17 protein-coding genes are annotated in these 15091 nt (G+C 67.9%); 8 read left to right on the top strand and 9 right to left on the bottom strand.

Translation table 11 applies throughout. From position 1 onward, the window contains the following. Window positions 1-10: 10 nt before the first annotated feature. Together proC and GCU53_RS11255 are read right to left on the bottom strand one after the other, a co-directional pair. Complete coding sequence (gene proC, locus GCU53_RS11260) at window positions 11-829, bottom strand: pyrroline-5-carboxylate reductase (RefSeq protein WP_152387697.1); 819 nt, start codon at window positions 827-829, stop codon at window positions 11-13. A gap of 17 nt (window positions 830-846) precedes the next feature. Next, on the bottom strand, window positions 847-1539 hold the full coding sequence (locus GCU53_RS11255; protein ID WP_152387696.1) for a YggS family pyridoxal phosphate-dependent enzyme: 693 nt from the start codon (window positions 1537-1539) through the stop codon (window positions 847-849). Window positions 1540-1610: 71 nt separating this feature from the next. On the opposite strand from GCU53_RS11255, the gene GCU53_RS11250 reads away from it, so the two are divergent. The 3 genes from GCU53_RS11250 (at window position 1611) to GCU53_RS11240 (ending at window position 4318) form a co-directional block, all read left to right on the top strand. After that, window positions 1611-2645, top strand: a complete 1035-nt coding sequence (locus GCU53_RS11250) for a type IV pilus twitching motility protein PilT (RefSeq protein WP_152387695.1) — start codon at window positions 1611-1613, stop codon at window positions 2643-2645. 44 nt (window positions 2646-2689) lie between these two features. After that, a complete protein-coding gene (locus GCU53_RS11245; RefSeq protein ID WP_152387694.1) occupies window positions 2690-3835 on the top strand; it encodes a PilT/PilU family type 4a pilus ATPase in 1146 nt (381 codons plus the stop codon). Window positions 3836-3916: 81 nt separating this feature from the next. Beyond that, complete coding sequence (locus GCU53_RS11240) at window positions 3917-4318, top strand: NINE protein (RefSeq protein ID WP_152387693.1); 402 nt, start codon at window positions 3917-3919, stop codon at window positions 4316-4318. Window positions 4319-4390: 72 nt separating this feature from the next. Here the strand turns inward: GCU53_RS11240 and GCU53_RS11235 are convergent, their stop codons facing one another. From GCU53_RS11235 to gshB, 7 genes are all read right to left on the bottom strand, one after another. Continuing rightward, the gene (locus tag GCU53_RS11235) at window positions 4391-5662 is read right to left on the bottom strand and encodes a dihydroorotase (RefSeq protein ID WP_152387692.1); all 1272 of its coding nucleotides are present in this window, start codon (window positions 5660-5662) and stop codon (window positions 4391-4393) included. Next, entirely contained in the window at window positions 5662-6678 is a 1017-nt protein-coding gene (locus GCU53_RS11230; RefSeq protein ID WP_152387691.1) for an aspartate carbamoyltransferase catalytic subunit, read from the bottom strand. Before GCU53_RS11230 ends, GCU53_RS11235 begins: the two co-directional genes overlap by 1 nt. Before the next feature lie 12 nt (window positions 6679-6690). Further along, a complete protein-coding gene (gene pyrR / locus GCU53_RS11225) occupies window positions 6691-7200 on the bottom strand; it encodes a bifunctional pyr operon transcriptional regulator/uracil phosphoribosyltransferase PyrR (RefSeq protein ID WP_152387690.1) in 510 nt (169 codons plus the stop codon). Window positions 7201-7243: 43 nt separating this feature from the next. Continuing rightward, window positions 7244-7672, bottom strand: coding sequence for a Holliday junction resolvase RuvX (gene ruvX / locus GCU53_RS11220; RefSeq protein WP_152387689.1), 429 nt, complete (start codon window positions 7670-7672; stop codon window positions 7244-7246). Next, window positions 7669-8235 carry a YqgE/AlgH family protein gene (locus tag GCU53_RS11215; protein ID WP_425278167.1) on the bottom strand — a complete coding sequence of 189 codons (567 nt, stop codon included), beginning with the start codon at window positions 8233-8235 and terminating at the stop codon, window positions 7669-7671. The genes ruvX and GCU53_RS11215 overlap by 4 nt, the downstream gene beginning before the upstream one ends. A gap of 87 nt (window positions 8236-8322) precedes the next feature. Next, window positions 8323-9216, bottom strand: a complete 894-nt coding sequence (locus GCU53_RS11210) for an energy transducer TonB (protein ID WP_152387687.1) — start codon at window positions 9214-9216, stop codon at window positions 8323-8325. A 92-nt stretch (window positions 9217-9308) separates the two neighbouring features. After that, window positions 9309-10265, bottom strand: a complete 957-nt coding sequence (gene gshB / locus GCU53_RS11205) for a glutathione synthase (RefSeq protein WP_152387686.1) — start codon at window positions 10263-10265, stop codon at window positions 9309-9311. A gap of 230 nt (window positions 10266-10495) precedes the next feature. On the opposite strand from gshB, the gene pilG reads away from it, so the two are divergent. The 5 genes from pilG to GCU53_RS11180 all read left to right on the top strand — a co-directional run bounded on the left by pilG (window position 10496) and on the right by GCU53_RS11180 (window position 15089). Beyond that, a complete protein-coding gene (gene pilG / locus GCU53_RS11200) occupies window positions 10496-10903 on the top strand; it encodes a twitching motility response regulator PilG (protein ID WP_039808301.1) in 408 nt (135 codons plus the stop codon). A gap of 46 nt (window positions 10904-10949) precedes the next feature. After that, a complete protein-coding gene (pilH, locus tag GCU53_RS11195; RefSeq protein ID WP_152387685.1) occupies window positions 10950-11315 on the top strand; it encodes a twitching motility response regulator PilH in 366 nt (121 codons plus the stop codon). A gap of 44 nt (window positions 11316-11359) precedes the next feature. Then, window positions 11360-11902, top strand: coding sequence for a chemotaxis protein CheW (locus tag GCU53_RS11190; protein WP_152387684.1), 543 nt, complete (start codon window positions 11360-11362; stop codon window positions 11900-11902). Window positions 11903-12085: 183 nt separating this feature from the next. Beyond that, the gene (locus GCU53_RS11185) at window positions 12086-14134 is read left to right on the top strand and encodes a methyl-accepting chemotaxis protein (protein WP_152387683.1); all 2049 of its coding nucleotides are present in this window, start codon (window positions 12086-12088) and stop codon (window positions 14132-14134) included. Window positions 14135-14219: 85 nt separating this feature from the next. After that, the gene (locus tag GCU53_RS11180; protein ID WP_152389863.1) at window positions 14220-15089 is read left to right on the top strand and encodes a CheR family methyltransferase; all 870 of its coding nucleotides are present in this window, start codon (window positions 14220-14222) and stop codon (window positions 15087-15089) included. The last annotated feature ends 2 nt before the right edge of the window (window positions 15090-15091 follow it).

The raw sequence follows: 15091 nt of genomic DNA, 5'->3' as shown, positions 1-15091 counted from the left end.
ATGAAGTTCCTTATTGGCCCAGCTGTTCGGCCAGTTCGGCGGAGCGTCGGGCAGCGGCGTCCAGCGCCTGCTGCACCAGGGCTTCGAAACCGCCGGCCTGGAAGGTGTTGATTGCCGCCTCGGTGGTGCCGTTCGGCGAGGTCACCCGACGACGCAGTTCGGCGGCGTCGACGCCGCTTTCGGTGGCCATGCGCGCGGCACCGAGGGCGGTCTGCAGGGTCAGCTGCGCGGCGGTGTCGCGCGGCAGACCGAGCCGCTCGCCGGCGGCGGTCATGGCCTCCATGAGCAGGAAGAAGTACGCCGGGCCGCTGCCGGATACCGCCGTGACGGCGTCGATCAGGCGCTCCTCGTCGAGCCACAGGGCCAGGCCGACCGCACCGAGCAGTTGTTCGGCCTGCTGGCGCTGGGGCGCGGAGACCCGGGCGTTGGCGAACAGGCCGCTGACGCCCTGGCGCAGCAGCGCCGGGGTGTTCGGCATGCAGCGCACCACAGGGCGCTCGCCCAGCCAGGATTCGAGGCTGGCGCAGGTGATGCCGGCGGCGATGGAGACGATCAGCTGCTCCGGGCGCAGGTGGGCGGCGAGTGCCTGGCAGACCGCCTTCATCACCTGCGGCTTGACCGCCAGCACCACCACGTCGGCGCCGGCGATGGCCTCGGCGTTGTCGGCGAACAGCTCGATGCCGTGCTCGGCGGCGATGCGCGCGCGCTGCTCGGCGCCCGGGTCGCTGGCGCGGATCGCGGCGGCCGGCACGCCCTGGGCGCGCAGCCCGCCGATCAGGCTGGCGGCCATGTTGCCGGCGCCGATGAAGGCGATGCGGGTGTCGGTCATGGGGGATTTTCCTTTCTCTAGCGGGAAGGCTGCCCGTAGTCGCGGGTGCCGAACAGGGCGGTGCCGATGCGGACCCAGGTGGCGCCTTCGGCGATGGCGGCCTCCAGGTCGTGGCTCATGCCCATGGAGAGGGTGTCGAGATCGAGGGCGAGGCCGTCCTTCAGCGCGCGCAGGCGGGCGAAGGCAGCGCGCTGGACAGCCGGGTCGTCGGTCGGCTCGGGGATCGCCATCAGCCCGCGCAGGCGCAGGTTGGGCAGCTCCGCCACGGCGCCGGCGAGTTCCGCCAGTTCCGCGGGCGTGCAGCCGGACTTGCTCGCCTCGCCGCTGACGTTGACCTGCAGGCAGATGTTCAGCAGCGGCAGCTGCGCCGGGCGCTGTTCGGACAGGCGCTGGGCGATCTTCAGGCGGTCCACCGAATGGACCCAGGCGAAGTGCTCGGCGATGGCGCGGGTCTTGTTGGACTGGATCGGGCCGATGAAATGCCAGGTCAGCTCCAGGTCGGCCAGCTCGGCCTGCTTGGCCAGGGCCTCCTGCAGGTAGTTCTCGCCGAAATCGCGCTGGCCGCAGGCGAAGACTTCGCGCAGGACGCCCGCCGGCTTGGTCTTGCTCACCGCCAGCAGGTGCACGTCCTGCGGATCGCGCCCGGAAGCTTGCGCCGCCTCACGGATACGCGCGCGAACCTTTGCAACACTCTCTGGGATCGTGGACATTTGTGCCGTTTCCTGCCCGGGCCGCCGGTGGTCGCGGCATTCTACCCACTTGTTTGTGATTGGGGATCCCCATGGACATTACCGAGCTGCTCGCCTTCAGCGCCAAGCAGGGCGCGTCGGACCTGCACCTCTCCGCCGGTCTGCCGCCGATGATTCGCGTCGACGGCGACGTGCGCCGCATCAACCTGCCGCCGATGGATCACAAGCAGGTGCACGCGCTGATCTACGACATCATGAACGACAAGCAGCGCAAGGATTACGAGGAGTTTCTCGAAACCGACTTCTCCTTCGAGGTGCCCGGCGTGGCGCGCTTCCGGGTCAACGCCTTCAACCAGAACCGCGGTGCCGGCGCGGTGTTCCGGACCATTCCCTCGCGCGTGCTGAGCATGGACGATCTGGGGATGGGCGAGGTGTTCAAGAGGATCACCGAGGTGCCGCGCGGCCTGGTGCTGGTCACCGGCCCCACCGGCTCGGGCAAGTCGACCACCCTGGCGGCCATGCTCGACTATCTGAACGCCAACAAGCACCACCACATCCTCACCATCGAGGACCCGATCGAATTCGTCCACGAATCGAAGAAGTGCCTGATCAACCAGCGCGAGGTGCACCGCGATACCCTGGGCTTCGCCGAGGCGCTGCGTTCGGCGCTGCGCGAGGACCCGGACGTCATCCTGGTGGGCGAGATGCGCGACCTGGAAACCATCCGCCTGGCGCTGACCGCCGCGGAAACCGGCCACCTGGTGTTCGGCACCCTGCACACCACCTCGGCGGCCAAGACCATCGACCGGGTGGTCGACGTGTTCCCCGCGGAAGAGAAGTCGATGGTCCGCTCGATGCTCTCCGAATCGCTGCAGGCGGTGATTTCCCAGACCCTGCTGAAGAAGGTCGGTGGCGGCCGGGTGGCGGCCCACGAGATCATGATCGGCACCCCGGCGATCCGCAACCTGATCCGCGAGGACAAGGTGGCGCAGATGTACTCGGCGATCCAGACCGGCGGCTCGATCGGCATGCAGACCCTGGACATGTGCCTGAAGAACCTGCTGTCCAGGGGCATGATCACCCGCGAGAGCGCCCGCGAGAAGGCGAAGATTCCCGACAACTTCTAGACCAGGCGCCGCTTCTTGCGCGGGCGCGACAGGCGACCACGACCATGGAATTCGAAAAGCTGCTGCGCCTGATGATGGAGAAGGGCGCCTCCGATCTGTTCATCACTGCGGGCATGCCGCCGTCGATGAAGCTCAACGGGCGCCTGGTGCCGGTGACCCGCCACCCGCTGTCGCCGGAGCAGGCCCGGGAAACCGTGTTCGCGGTGATGAACGAGCAGCAGCGTCGCGAGTTCGCCGCGACTCACGAATGCAACTTCGCCATCAGCGCCCGCGGTATCGGCCGCTTCCGGGTCAGCGCCTTCTACCAGCGCAACCTGATGGGCATGGTGCTGCGCCGCATCGAGACGCGCATCCCGACCTTCGACGAGCTCAAGCTGCCCGAGGTGCTGCGCGAGCTGTCGATGACCAAGCGCGGGCTGGTGCTGTTCGTCGGCGCCACCGGCACCGGCAAGTCCACCTCGCTGGCGGCGATGATCGGCTATCGCAACCAGAACAGCAGCGGCCACATCATTTCCATCGAGGATCCCATCGAGTTCATCCACCAGCATCAGGGCTGCATCGTCACCCAGCGCGAGGTGGGCATCGATACCGACTCCTTCGAGGTGGCGCTGAAGAACACCCTGCGCCAGGCGCCGGACGTGATCATGGTCGGCGAGATCCGCACTCGCGAGACCATGGACTACGCGGTGGCCTTCGCCGAAACCGGCCACCTGTGTCTGGCCACCCTGCACGCCAACAACGCCAACCAGGCGCTCGACCGGATCATCAACTTCTTCCCGGCCGACCGCCACCGCCAGGTATGGATGGACCTGTCGCTGAACCTGCGCGCCATCGTCGCCCAGCAGTTGATCCCGACGCCGGACGGCAAGGGGCGCCGGGCGGTGATCGAGGTGCTGATCAATACCCCGCTGGTCGCCGACCTGATCCGCAAGGGCGAGGTCCACGAGCTCAAGGCGGTGATGAAGCGCTCCACCGAACAGGGCATGCAGACCTTCGACCAGGCGCTGTACCAGCTCTACAGCCAGGGCGAGATCACCTACGAGGAAGCCCTGCGCCATGCCGACTCGGCCAACGACCTGCGCCTGATGATCAAGCTGGAGTCGGAGACCGACAGCCGGCACCTGGAGAGCGTGGCCGAGGGCCTCAGCCTGCAGGCCAGCGAGGAGGACACCGGCCGGCGCATGCGCTGAAGGGCCGGAGCTGCCGCAGGGCAGGGCCCTTGCCGCCGCGGCCGCCTTCGCCCATCCTGAATCTCTTTCGGGAGATTCGTCATGCAGCTTCAGGACACCCACAGCAAGCTCGTCGGCTACCTGCTGTGGATCTTCGGCTTTCTCGGCGCGCACCGCTTCTACTATGGCCGTCCGCTGACCGGGACGATCTGGTTCTTCACCCTCGGCCTGCTCGGCATCGGCTGGCTGATCGACCTGTTCCTGATCCCGTCGATGGACCGCGAGGCGGACCTGCGCTTTCATGCCGGCTCCACCGACTACAACATCGCCTGGCTCCTGCTGACCTTCCTCGGCGTCTTCGGCGTGCACCGCATGTACCTGGGCAAGTGGCTCACCGGCCTGCTCTACCTGCTGACCGGCGGCCTGTTCCTGATCGGCGTGCTCTACGATTTCTGGACGCTGAACGAGCAGGTATCCCTGCGCAACGCCCAACGGAGCTATTGATCCCAGCAAAGACGAGGCCCGCCGGTTGGCGGGCCTCGTCTTTGCAGATGGCGCAGGTCGTCGGGGATGCGCTCAGGCCTGGTAGCTGATCCGCCCGTCGAGCAGGGTGTAACGCACCGCGCCGGGCAGGACATGGCCGATGAACGGGCAGTTGCGGCCCTTGGACAGCCAGCGTTCGCCGGCCAGGGTGGCGGCTTCGGGGTCGAACAGCACCAGGTCGGCCGGGGCGCCGGCGGCCAGGGCGCCGACCGGCAGGCGCAGGGCCCGGGCCGGGCCGCTGGTGAGGCGCGCGAGCAGGGTCGGCAGGTCGAGCACACCTTCTTGGACCAGGCTCAGGGCCAGCGGCAGCAGCAGTTCGACGCTGCTGATGCCGGGCTCGGTGGCGCCGAACGGGGCCAGCTTGGCATCCGGCTCGTGGGGCTGGTGATGGCTGGCGATGGCCTGGATGGTGCCTTTGCGCACCGCCTCGCGCAGGCCGTCGCGATCGGCGCGCGAGCGCAGCGGCGGCTGCACGTGGTAGAGGCTGGAGAAGTCGGCCAGCGCCTCGTCGGTGAGGATCAGCTGGTACAGCGCCACGTCGGCGGTCACCGGCAGGCCGCGGGCCTGGGCCTCGGCGATCATCTGTGCGCCGCGGGCGCTGGAGAGCTGGCTGAAGTGGGCGCGCACACCGGTCTGCTCGACCAGCAGCAGGTCGCGGGCCAGGGCCACGGTTTCCGCCGTCTCCGGAATGCCCGCCAGCCCCAGGAAGTTGGCCATCGGTCCCTCGTGGGCGAGGCCGCCCTCGGCGAGGGCTGCGTCCTGGGAGTGGAACACCACGGTCAGGTCGAAGGTGGCGGCGTATTCCAGGGCGCGGCGCAGGTGGCGGCTGCTGGCGAAGCTGGCCAGGCCGTTGCCGAAGGCGATGCAGCCGGTATCGCGCAGGGCGACCAGCTCGGCCAACTGCTCGCCGGCCAGCTCCCTGGTCAGCGCGCCGACCGGGAAGACCTTGGTATGGCCGGCCTCGCGGGCGCGATCGAGGATCAGTTCGGCGACCGCCGGGGTGTCCAGCACCGGCTTGGTCAGCGGCGGGCAGCACAGGCTGGTGACGCCGCCGGCGGCCGCGGCGCGGGTTTCGCTGGCGATGCTGCCCTTGCGGCTGTAGCCGGGCTCGCGCAGGGCGGCCGACAGGTCGACCAGGCCGGGCGCGGCGATCAGGCCGCGGGCATCGAGGGTCTGTTCAGCCTCGAAGGCGGCCGGCGCCTGGCCGACGGCGGCGATCCTGCCGTCGGCCAGGTAGAGGTCGGCAACCTGGTCCAGGCCACTGGCCGGGTCGATGACGCGGGCGCCGAGGATACGGGTACGCATCAGATCTGCTCCTCGGATGTGGATTCGGAATTGAGCTGGCGCTGTGCGGTCTGCCCGCTCATGGCCATGGACAGTACCGCCATGCGCACGGCGATGCCGTAGGTGACCTGGTTGAGGATCACCGACTGGGTGCCGTCGGCCACTGCCGACTCGATCTCCACGCCACGGTTGATCGGTCCCGGGTGCATGACGATGGCGTCCGGCCTGGCCAGCGCCAGGCGCGCGGTGGAGAGGCCGTAGAGGCGGTAGAACTCGCCCTGGCTGGGCAGCAGGCCGCCCTGCATGCGCTCGCGCTGCAGGCGCAGCATGATCACCACGTCGACGTCCCGGAGGCCTTCGGCCAGGTCGTGGAAGACGCGCACGCCGTACTGCTCGAGCCCTGCCGGCAGCAGGGTCTTCGGGCCGATCACGCGGATGTCCGGGCAGCCGAGGGTGCGCAGGGCGAGCATGTCGGAGCGCGCCACCCGCGAGTGCAGGATGTCGCCGACGATGGCCACCGAGAGGTTCTCGAAGCCGCCCTTGTGGCGGCGGATGGTCAGCATGTCGAGCATGCCCTGGGTCGGGTGGGCATGGCGGCCGTCGCCGCCGTTGATCACCGCCACGTCGGGGCAGACGTGTTCGGCGATGAAGTGCGCGGCACCGGAGTCGGCGTGGCGGATGACGAACATGTCGGCGGCCATCGCCTCGAGGTTGCGCAGGGTGTCGAACAGGGTTTCGCCCTTGCTGGTCGAGGAGGTCGACACGTTGAGCGTGATCACGTCGGCGGACAGCCGCTGGGCGGCCATCTCGAAGGTAGTGCGGGTACGCGTGGAGTTCTCGAAGAACACGTTGCAGACCGTGCGGCCGCGCAGCAGCGGGACCTTCTTCACGGCGCGGGTGCCGACTTCGAGGAAGGAGTCGGCGGTGTCGAGGATCTCGGTCAGCAGCTCGCGGGACAGGCCGTCGAGCGAAAGGAAATGGCGCAGCTGGCCCTGGTCGTTGAGCTGCAGCGGGCGCTTGGCGTCGTTCGGCGTCATCGCGGGGAACTCTTAAAGTGGGGCAAGAACCTGGCGCTCGAGGGCGAGCGGTGCGGGGCCGAGCAATTTTACCCGTTCGTCGGGGGCGAGCGACAGGGTCTGGCCGACCACGTCCGGACGGATCGGCAGCTCGCGGGCGTCGAGGTCGAGCAGGCAGACCAGGGTCACGCTGGCCGGGCGGCCGTAGTCGAACAGTTCGTTGAGGGCGGCGCGCACGGTGCGGCCGGTCATCAGCACGTCGTCGACCAGCACCAGATGCTGGCCTTCGACCTCGAAGGGCAGCGCGGAGGGGCGTACCTGCGGATGCAGGCCGCTCTGGGTGAAGTCGTCGCGGTAGAAGGACACGTCCAGCATGCCCAGTGGCTCCTCGCTGCCGAGGGCGGCCAGCAGCGCCTGGGCGACCCAGACGCCGCCGGTGTGGATGCCGACGAAGCGTGGCGTGTCGATGCGATGGGTCTGCAGGTGGCGTTTCAGCTCGGCGGCCATCCTGGGCAGCAGCGCAGCGGGGTCGGGCAGGGTCATGGGCGGTCTCCTTGGGTGCGCCGCGGGTCGCGGCGCCGCGATTTCAGCCAGCCGGGCGCTCTGCCAGCCAGCCTTCCAGTAACAGGGCGGCCGCCAGGGCGTCCACCGGGCGCTGGCGATAGCCGTCGCGCTGACCCTGGGCCAGGCGATGCCCCTTGGCCTCGAAGGTGGTCAGGCGCTCGTCGTGGGTATGCACCGGCAGATTGAAGCGGCCGTGCAGGCGGCGGGCAAAGCGCTCGGCGCGCTCGCTCATCTCGCTCGGTGTGCCGTCCATGTTCAGCGGCAGGCCGACGACCATGGCGTCCGGCTGCCACTCCTTGACCAGCTTCTCGATCTGGCTCCAGTCGGGCACGCCGTTCTGCGCCTTGAGCACGCAGAGCTCGCGGGCCTGGCCGGTGATCGCCTGGCCGACGGCGACGCCGATCTGCCGGGTGCCGTAGTCGAAGCCGAGCAGCAGGCGCAGTCCGCTCATGCGTGGCCGGCCTGGGAGGTCAGCAGGGTCAGGTTGATGCCCAGTCGGGCCGCGGCGGCGGGCAGGCGCTGTTCGGCCGGGGTGTCGAAGAGGATGGCGGGATCGGCCGGGCAGGTCAGCCAGGTGTTCTGCAGCAGTTCGGCCTCCAGCTGGCCGGCATCCCAGCCGGCATAGCCGAGGACGATCAGGTTGCGTGCCGGGCCGCTGCCGTCGGCGATGGCCAACAGCGTGTCCTGGGAGGTGGACAGCGCCAACCCGTCCAGTTCCAGGGTCGCCTGGAAGCTGTAGCCGGGCTCGTGCAGGACGAAGCCGCGGTCGGTCTGCACCGGGCCGCCGGTGTGGATCGGCAGGCTGCGGCGGTCTTCGCGGGACGGGCTGTCCGGACGCAACTGGTCGAGCACCTGGCCGAGGTCGAGCTCGCTCGGGCGATTGACCACCAGGCCCATGGCGCCCTGATCGTTGTGTTCGATCAGGTAGATGAGGGCCTGGGTGAAGTTGGGATCGGCCATGTGCGGCATGGCGATCAGGAAATGGTTCTTCAGGTACTGGGGGGCTGTATTCATCTTCATCGGCCTAGTTTCGAACTTCAGGGCGCAGGCTTCAAGAGTGGCACAGGGGGCGAGCTGCGAGCCTGCGTGCTCGATCCGGCGTCAGTTGCTCGACAGCCGGTCGCCGCGCTCGAAGCGCCAGGTGCGGATGATCTCCAGCCGGTCGATGTCGGCCAGGTCCCCGGTGAAGGGGGCGTAGGGCGCGGCCAGGCGGACGATGCGCTGCGCCGCCTGGTCCAGGACGGGCTCGCCGGAGGACTCCAGCACCAGCACTTCGTAGAGGGTGCCGTCGCGGTTGATCGACACCAGCAGGCGCAGGCTGCCGTAGAGATGCTGGCGGCGGGCATCCTCGGGATAGTTGAGGTTGCCGATCCTTTCGACCTTGCGGCGCCATTCGTCCTTGTACCAGGCGCCCTTGTCGCGCATGGTCGAGGCCGCGTTGAGGCGGTGGATCCGCGGACGCTTGGCATAGCGCTGGACCTCATCGGCCAGTTCGGCCTCCAGGCTGGCGATCTCGCTGGACAGTTGGGCGCTGTCGAAGGTCGGCGTCGTCGGTGCGGGCGGCGCCGGCCTGGTCGGCTCGCGCTTGACAGGGGTCTTTTCCGGCTGCGGCTTGTGCGTCGCCACCGCCGCCTTCGGTTCCTGCCTGGGCGCTGCCGGCGGTGCCGCGGGGGGCGGGGCGACCTGGTTGATCTCGGTGTCCTGGAAGGGAGCGGTCTCGCTGGTCTTGGGTTTGGCCTGATGCTCCAGGCTGCCGCTGCCCTGCTGGTTGTCCTGGGCGAGGAAGTCGGCCTCCTTGGGCTTCTCCTCGCTCTTGAAGGTGGACAGGGTGATCTCCAGGGTCTTGCTGACCTCGGTGGGCTTGGGCAGCTCGAAGCTCAGGCCGAGGATCAGGGCCAGATGCAGCAGTACGGCGAGGACCAGGGTCAGGCCCAGGCGATCCGCGGGACGGACGCCGGGGCGGGCGGGTACGGGCGGAGGAGAGGCTGCGGTCATGGCTCTTCGGCTGGCTACGGATTGCCGCGCAGTCTGCCGAGGGGGCGGCGAAAAGTCTATGAACCAGGCTGCAGCTTCGTCGCCCCGGTGGCTCAGCGCCTGGCTGCCAGTCTCTGGGCGATCACCTCCATCAGGCGCTCGCCGATGCGTGTGTCGTAGGCATTGTCGATCTCGCGGATGCAGGTCGGGCTGGTGACATTGATTTCAGTCAGGTGCTCGCCGATCACGTCGAGGCCGACGAACAGCAGGCCGCGCCGGCGCAGCTCGGGGCCGACGTGGGCGGCGATCTCGCGGTCGCGCTCGGTCAGTGGCTGGGCCACCCCGCGGCCGCCGGCGGCCAGGTTGCCGCGGGTTTCGCCGGGGGCCGGAATGCGCGCCAGGCAGTAGGGGACGGGTTCGCCGTCGACCATCAGGATGCGCTTGTCGCCGTCCTTGATCGCCGGCAGGTAACGCTGCGCCATGATTTGCCGGGTGCCGTGCTCGGTCAGCACCTCCAGCATCACCGACAGGTTGGGGTCGTCCTGGCGGTGGCGGAACACCGAGGCCCCGCCCATCTCGTCCAGTGGTTTGAGAATGACATCACCGTGCTCGGCGGCGAACTCGCGCAGAATGTCGGCACGCCGGCTCACCAGGGTCGGCGGCGTGAACTGCGGAAACTGGGTGGCGAAGAACTTCTCGTTGCAGTCGCGCAGGCTCTGCGGGCGGTTGACCACCAGGCAGCCGGCCTTTTCGGCGAGCTCCAGCAGGTAGGTGGCGTACACGTATTCGCTGTTGAAGGGCGGGTCCTTGCGCATCAGGATCACGTCCAGATCGCCCAGGGGGGTGTCGTTCTCCTCCTGCAGCTCGAACCAGTGCGTCGGGTCGTCGAACACCTTGAGGGGACGCATCCGCGCCCGCGCCTCGTTGCCGCGCTGGTAGAGATCCTGCGGTTCCATGTAGTGCAGCGACCAGCCGCGTGCCTGCGCACTCTGCAGCATGGCCAGCGAGCTGTCCTTCTTGAAGGAGATCTGCGCGATGGGGTCCATGACGATCCCGAGGCGAATGCTCATGGGGTGTCCTCCGGGGAAAGGCGGCCGGCAGTCCGGCCGGGGTGCAAAAGAGAGGGGCCCAGATTGGCGTCGGCCCGGCGCTCGGTCAAGAAAACCTTGAGCGAGTGCACGTTTGGGGGCGGAGCGAGTGTGCTAAAACATCCCGGCGATAGGGTGGTCCTTCGCCGGCAAGTCCCAGAGGCCTGGGAGCAACGCGTGGTCAACGGCTCGGCGGAGCCCGGTAGGCGAATATGGAACAGCATTCCGACGGTTTGAAGGTCATGGTGATCGACGATTCCAAGACGATTCGTCGCACTGCGGAAACCCTGCTGAAAAAGGTGGGATGCGAGGTCATCACCGCCGTGGACGGCTTCGATGCCCTGGCCAAGATCGCCGATGGCCATCCGCGGATCATTTTCGTCGATATCATGATGCCGCGCCTGGACGGCTATCAGACCTGTGCCCTGATCAAGAACAACAGTGCATTCAAGTCCACGCCGGTGATCATGCTGTCCTCCAAGGACGGCCTGTTCGACAAGGCCAAGGGACGCATTGTCGGCTCCGATCAATATCTGACCAAGCCCTTCAGCAAAGAAGAGCTGCTGGGCGCGATCAGGGCCCATGTGCCCGATTTCGTCCCGGTAGAGCAAGCATCCTGAGTGCCGGCCGCAGAGCCGCGCCGCCTTATTCCGTATGGGGAAATCCATGGCTCGAATTCTGATTGTCGATGACTCGCCGACCGAGATGTACAAGCTGGCCGCCATGCTCGAGAAGCACGGGCACAGTGTGCTCAAGGCGGAGAACGGTGCCGATGGCGTGGCCCTGGCCCGCCAGGAGAAACCGGACGCCGTGCTGATGGATATCGTCATGCCGGGTCTCAACGGTTTCCAGGCGACCCGCCAACTGACCAAGGACACCGAGACCAGCCATATCCCGGTGATCATCGTCACCACCAAGGACCAGGAGACCGACCGGGTCTGGGGCAAGCGCCAGGGCGCCCGCGACTACCTGACCAAGCCGGTGGAAGAGAACACCCTGCTCAAGACCCTGAACGCCGTGCTGGTCGGCTGATGCCTGCCCGGCGCCCTCGTTACCGCGCATAAGGCCCAGGTCGAATGTCGCCTGCAGACACGCCCTTTCAACTCCTGCTCGAGATCGACCGGCGTTGCCGTTCGCTGGCCGCCGTGCTGCCTGCCCAGCAGGAGACGGCGCAGAGCTGGACCGGCATCGGCTTCCGCATGGGCGAGCGGCTGTTCGTCGCATCCATGGGCGAGGTGAGCGAGGTGCTGCACGAGCCGCGCTACACCCCGCTGCCGGGCGTGAAGAGCTGGGTGAGGGGGGTGGCCAACGTGCGCGGGCGCCTGCTACCGATCATGGACCTGTGCGAGTTCTTCGGCCGCGAGGCGGCGTCCCTGCGCAAGCAGCGCCGGGTTCTGGTGGTGGATTGCCAGGAGGTGTTCGCCGGACTGATCGTCGACGAGGTCTACGGCCTGCAGCACTTTCCGGTGGAGACCTTCGCCGAGCGGCTGCCGCCTCTGGAGGCGACGATCCAACCGTTCATCCTCGGGGTGTTCCAGTGCGAGCAGCCATGGCTGGTGTTCAGTCCACACGCACTGGCACGCAATGCCAGCTTTCTCGACGTGGCGTCGCGGCACTAGCCGGACGTCCCGTCCGTTATCGAAAAGATACCGGGACCATTCTGGACGGGCCCGGGATGGCAAGGGTGCGACCTTTGCCCTCAACGGCGCTCCTGGCGGGCGCTGCTCAATGTCGGGTCGGCCACGGGCCGGCTCATCGGCGGTACAGGGGACCGTCGTTCTGCGGGGTAAGACGGGGGAAGCATGCAAAGACACAACACGGACTCTCTATGGATGAGCCTGCGCAGCAGCGCCTGGCTGGCCGGATTCTTCGCAGTCCTGATCGTTTCCATCATTCTGCTGTTCGCCATCTTCACCTACCTCAACACCCAGGCGGTCAACGACCAGCAATACATCGCCCATGCCGGCGAGCTGCGCGTACTGTCCCAGCGCATCGCCACGAACGCCGGCGAGGCGGCGGCCGGCAACGGGCCGGCCTTCGCCCTGCTCAAGGAGTCCAGCATGGACTTCGAGCAGCGCTGGAACACCCTCAAGAATGGCGACGAGAAGAACGACCTGCCGCCGGCACCCTTCTCGGTGCAGGATACGATGGCGGCGGTGCAGGCCGACTGGGACTCCCTGAAGACCAACAGCGCCACCATCCTCGCTAGCCAGAAGGCCATCCTGTCCCTGCATGCGGTGGCGGCGACCCTGACCGAAACCGTGCCGCAGCTGCAGGCCGAGTACGAGAAGGTGGTCGAAAGCCTGGTGGCCGGCGGCGCCCCGGCTGTCCAGGTGGCGCTGGCCCAGCGCCAGGCGCTGCTGGCCGAGCGGATTCTCGCCTCGGTGAAGATGGTGCTTGCTGGCGGCAAGGATGCGATCGAGGCCGCCAACCGCTTCGGCGACGACACCGGGGAATTCGGTCGCGTGCTCAACGGCATGCGTCACGGCAATCCGGCCCAGGGCATTTCCCGGGTCAGCGATCCCAGGGCGCTCGAGCGTCTGGCCGGAATCGCCGAGCTGTTCCAGTTCGTCACCGGTTCGGTGGACGAGATCCTCGAGGCCTCGCCGGAGCTGCTCCAGGTGCGCGAATCGGTCGATGCGGTCTTCGCCGTTTCCCAGACCCTGCTGGATAAGGCCAAGACCCTGGCCCTCAGCCTCGAAGGACTGGCCGACGAGCGCGAGCTGACCTCCGTGGCCGGCTACGTGCTGGTCGTGCTGATGGTGGCGGCCATCGTCATGATCGCCCTGGTCATGATGCAGGGCACCCGCCAGCGGCTGATCGAAACCGCGGAGAAGAACGAGCGCAACCAGGCCGCGATCCTGCGCCTGCTCGACGAGATCGCCGACCTCGCCGACGGCGACCTGACCGTGGCGGCGACCGTGACCGAGGACTTCACCGGCGCCATCGCCGACTCCATCAACTACTCCATCGACCAGCTGCGCGAACTGGTGGAGACCATCAACCAGATGGCGCAGCAGGTGGCCAGCTCCGCCCAGGAAGCCCAGGCGACCGCGATGCACCTGGCCGAGGCCTCCGAGCACCAGGCCCAGGAAATCGCCGGCGCCTCGGCGGCGGTCAACGAAATGGCGGTGTCCATCGACCAGGTATCGGCAAACGCCGCGGAATCCTCGGCGGTGGCGGAGCGCTCCGTGGCCATCGCCAACAAGGGCAACGAGGTGGTGCACAACACCATCACCGGCATGGACAACATCCGCGAGCAGATCCAGGACACCTCCAAGCGGATCAAGCGCCTCGGCGAGTCCTCCCAGGAGATCGGCGACATCGTCAGCCTGATCAACGACATCGCCGATCAGACCAACATCCTCGCCCTGAACGCTGCGATCCAGGCGGCCATGGCCGGCGATGCGGGCCGCGGCTTCGCGGTGGTGGCCGACGAGGTGCAGCGTCTCGCCGAGCGCTCCTCGGCGGCGACCAAGCAGATCGAGGCGCTGGTGAAGACCATCCAGACCGATACCAACGAGGCGGTGATCTCCATGGAGCAGACCACCACCGAAGTGGTCCGCGGTGCCCGTCTGGCGCAGGACGCCGGGGTCGCCCTGGAAGAGATCGAGAAGGTCTCAAAAACCCTCGCCGCGCTGATCCAGAACATCTCCAACGCGGCGCGCCAGCAGGCCTCCTCGGCCGGCCACATCTCCAACACCATGTTCGTGATTCAGGAGATCACCTCGCAGACCTCCGCCGGTACCAGCGCCACCGCCATGAGCATCGGCAGCCTGGCCAAGCTGGCCAGCGAGATGCGCAAGTCGGTGTCCGGCTTCACCCTCCCGGAAACCGCGGACACGCTCTGAGCCGCCAGACCGCTCCGGACCGATACCGACAACGAGGCGGCGGCCCCGCGCGGGCTGCCGGGTGCGCATGAACGAAATTCGGGCTATACAGCCAAGAGGCGCCTGGGCGATGAAAACCTCGGCCGAGATGTCCGCGGCCGAGTTCCGCGACTGGCAGCGCCTGCTCGAGCAGCGCTGCGGCCTGGTGCTCGACGAGCAGCGCAAGCGCTTCCTGCAGATCGGCCTGAGCGCCCGCATGGGCGAACTGGGCCTGAGCGACTACGCCAGCTACTACCGACGGGTCATCGACGGGCCGCGGGGCGCGCTGGAGTGGCTGCAATTGCTCGACCGCCTGACCGTCCAGGAAACCTGCTTCTTCCGCCATGCGCCATCGTTCGCATTGCTCGAGCGTTATCTGCGTGCGCGCCTGGCGGCGGACGGGATGCAGCGCCCCTGGGCCTTCTGGAGCGTCGGCTGCTCCACGGGCGAGGAGCCCTACTCGCTGGCCATCACCGCCATGGAAGTGCTGGGCGGCGAGGTCGCGGCCCCGGCCGAGCGCTTCGGCGTCACGGCCACCGACATCAGCCGCAGCGCCCTGGAAAAGCTGGGCCGCGGGCTGTATCCGGCGCTCAAGCTGGAGCGCCTCGATGCAACGCTGCGCGAGCGCTATTTCACCGCCCACCCGGACGGGCGCTACAGGATTCTGCCGGGGCTGGCGTCGCGCGTATGCGGCACTCGCCTCAACGTGCTGGACCTGGCCAAGGCGCCGATGTCCGGCATGGACGTCATTTTCTGCCAGAACCTGCTGATCTACTTTCGTCGCTGGCGTCGCCGCGAGATCCTCAACCGGCTGGCCGAGCGCCTGGCACCGGGTGGACTCCTGGTGATCGGAGTGGGCGAGGTGGTCGGTTGGCAGCATCCGGACCTGGTGCCGGTGGCCGACCCTCTGGTACTGGCCTTCACCCGCAGGGGGTAGTT

The sequence above is a fragment of the Azotobacter salinestris genome (assembly GCF_009363155.1).
Taxonomy (GTDB): domain Bacteria; phylum Pseudomonadota; class Gammaproteobacteria; order Pseudomonadales; family Pseudomonadaceae; genus Azotobacter; species Azotobacter salinestris.
The sequence above is the reverse complement of the archived record's forward strand: the minus strand, read 5'-3'. Positions and strand labels throughout refer to the sequence as shown.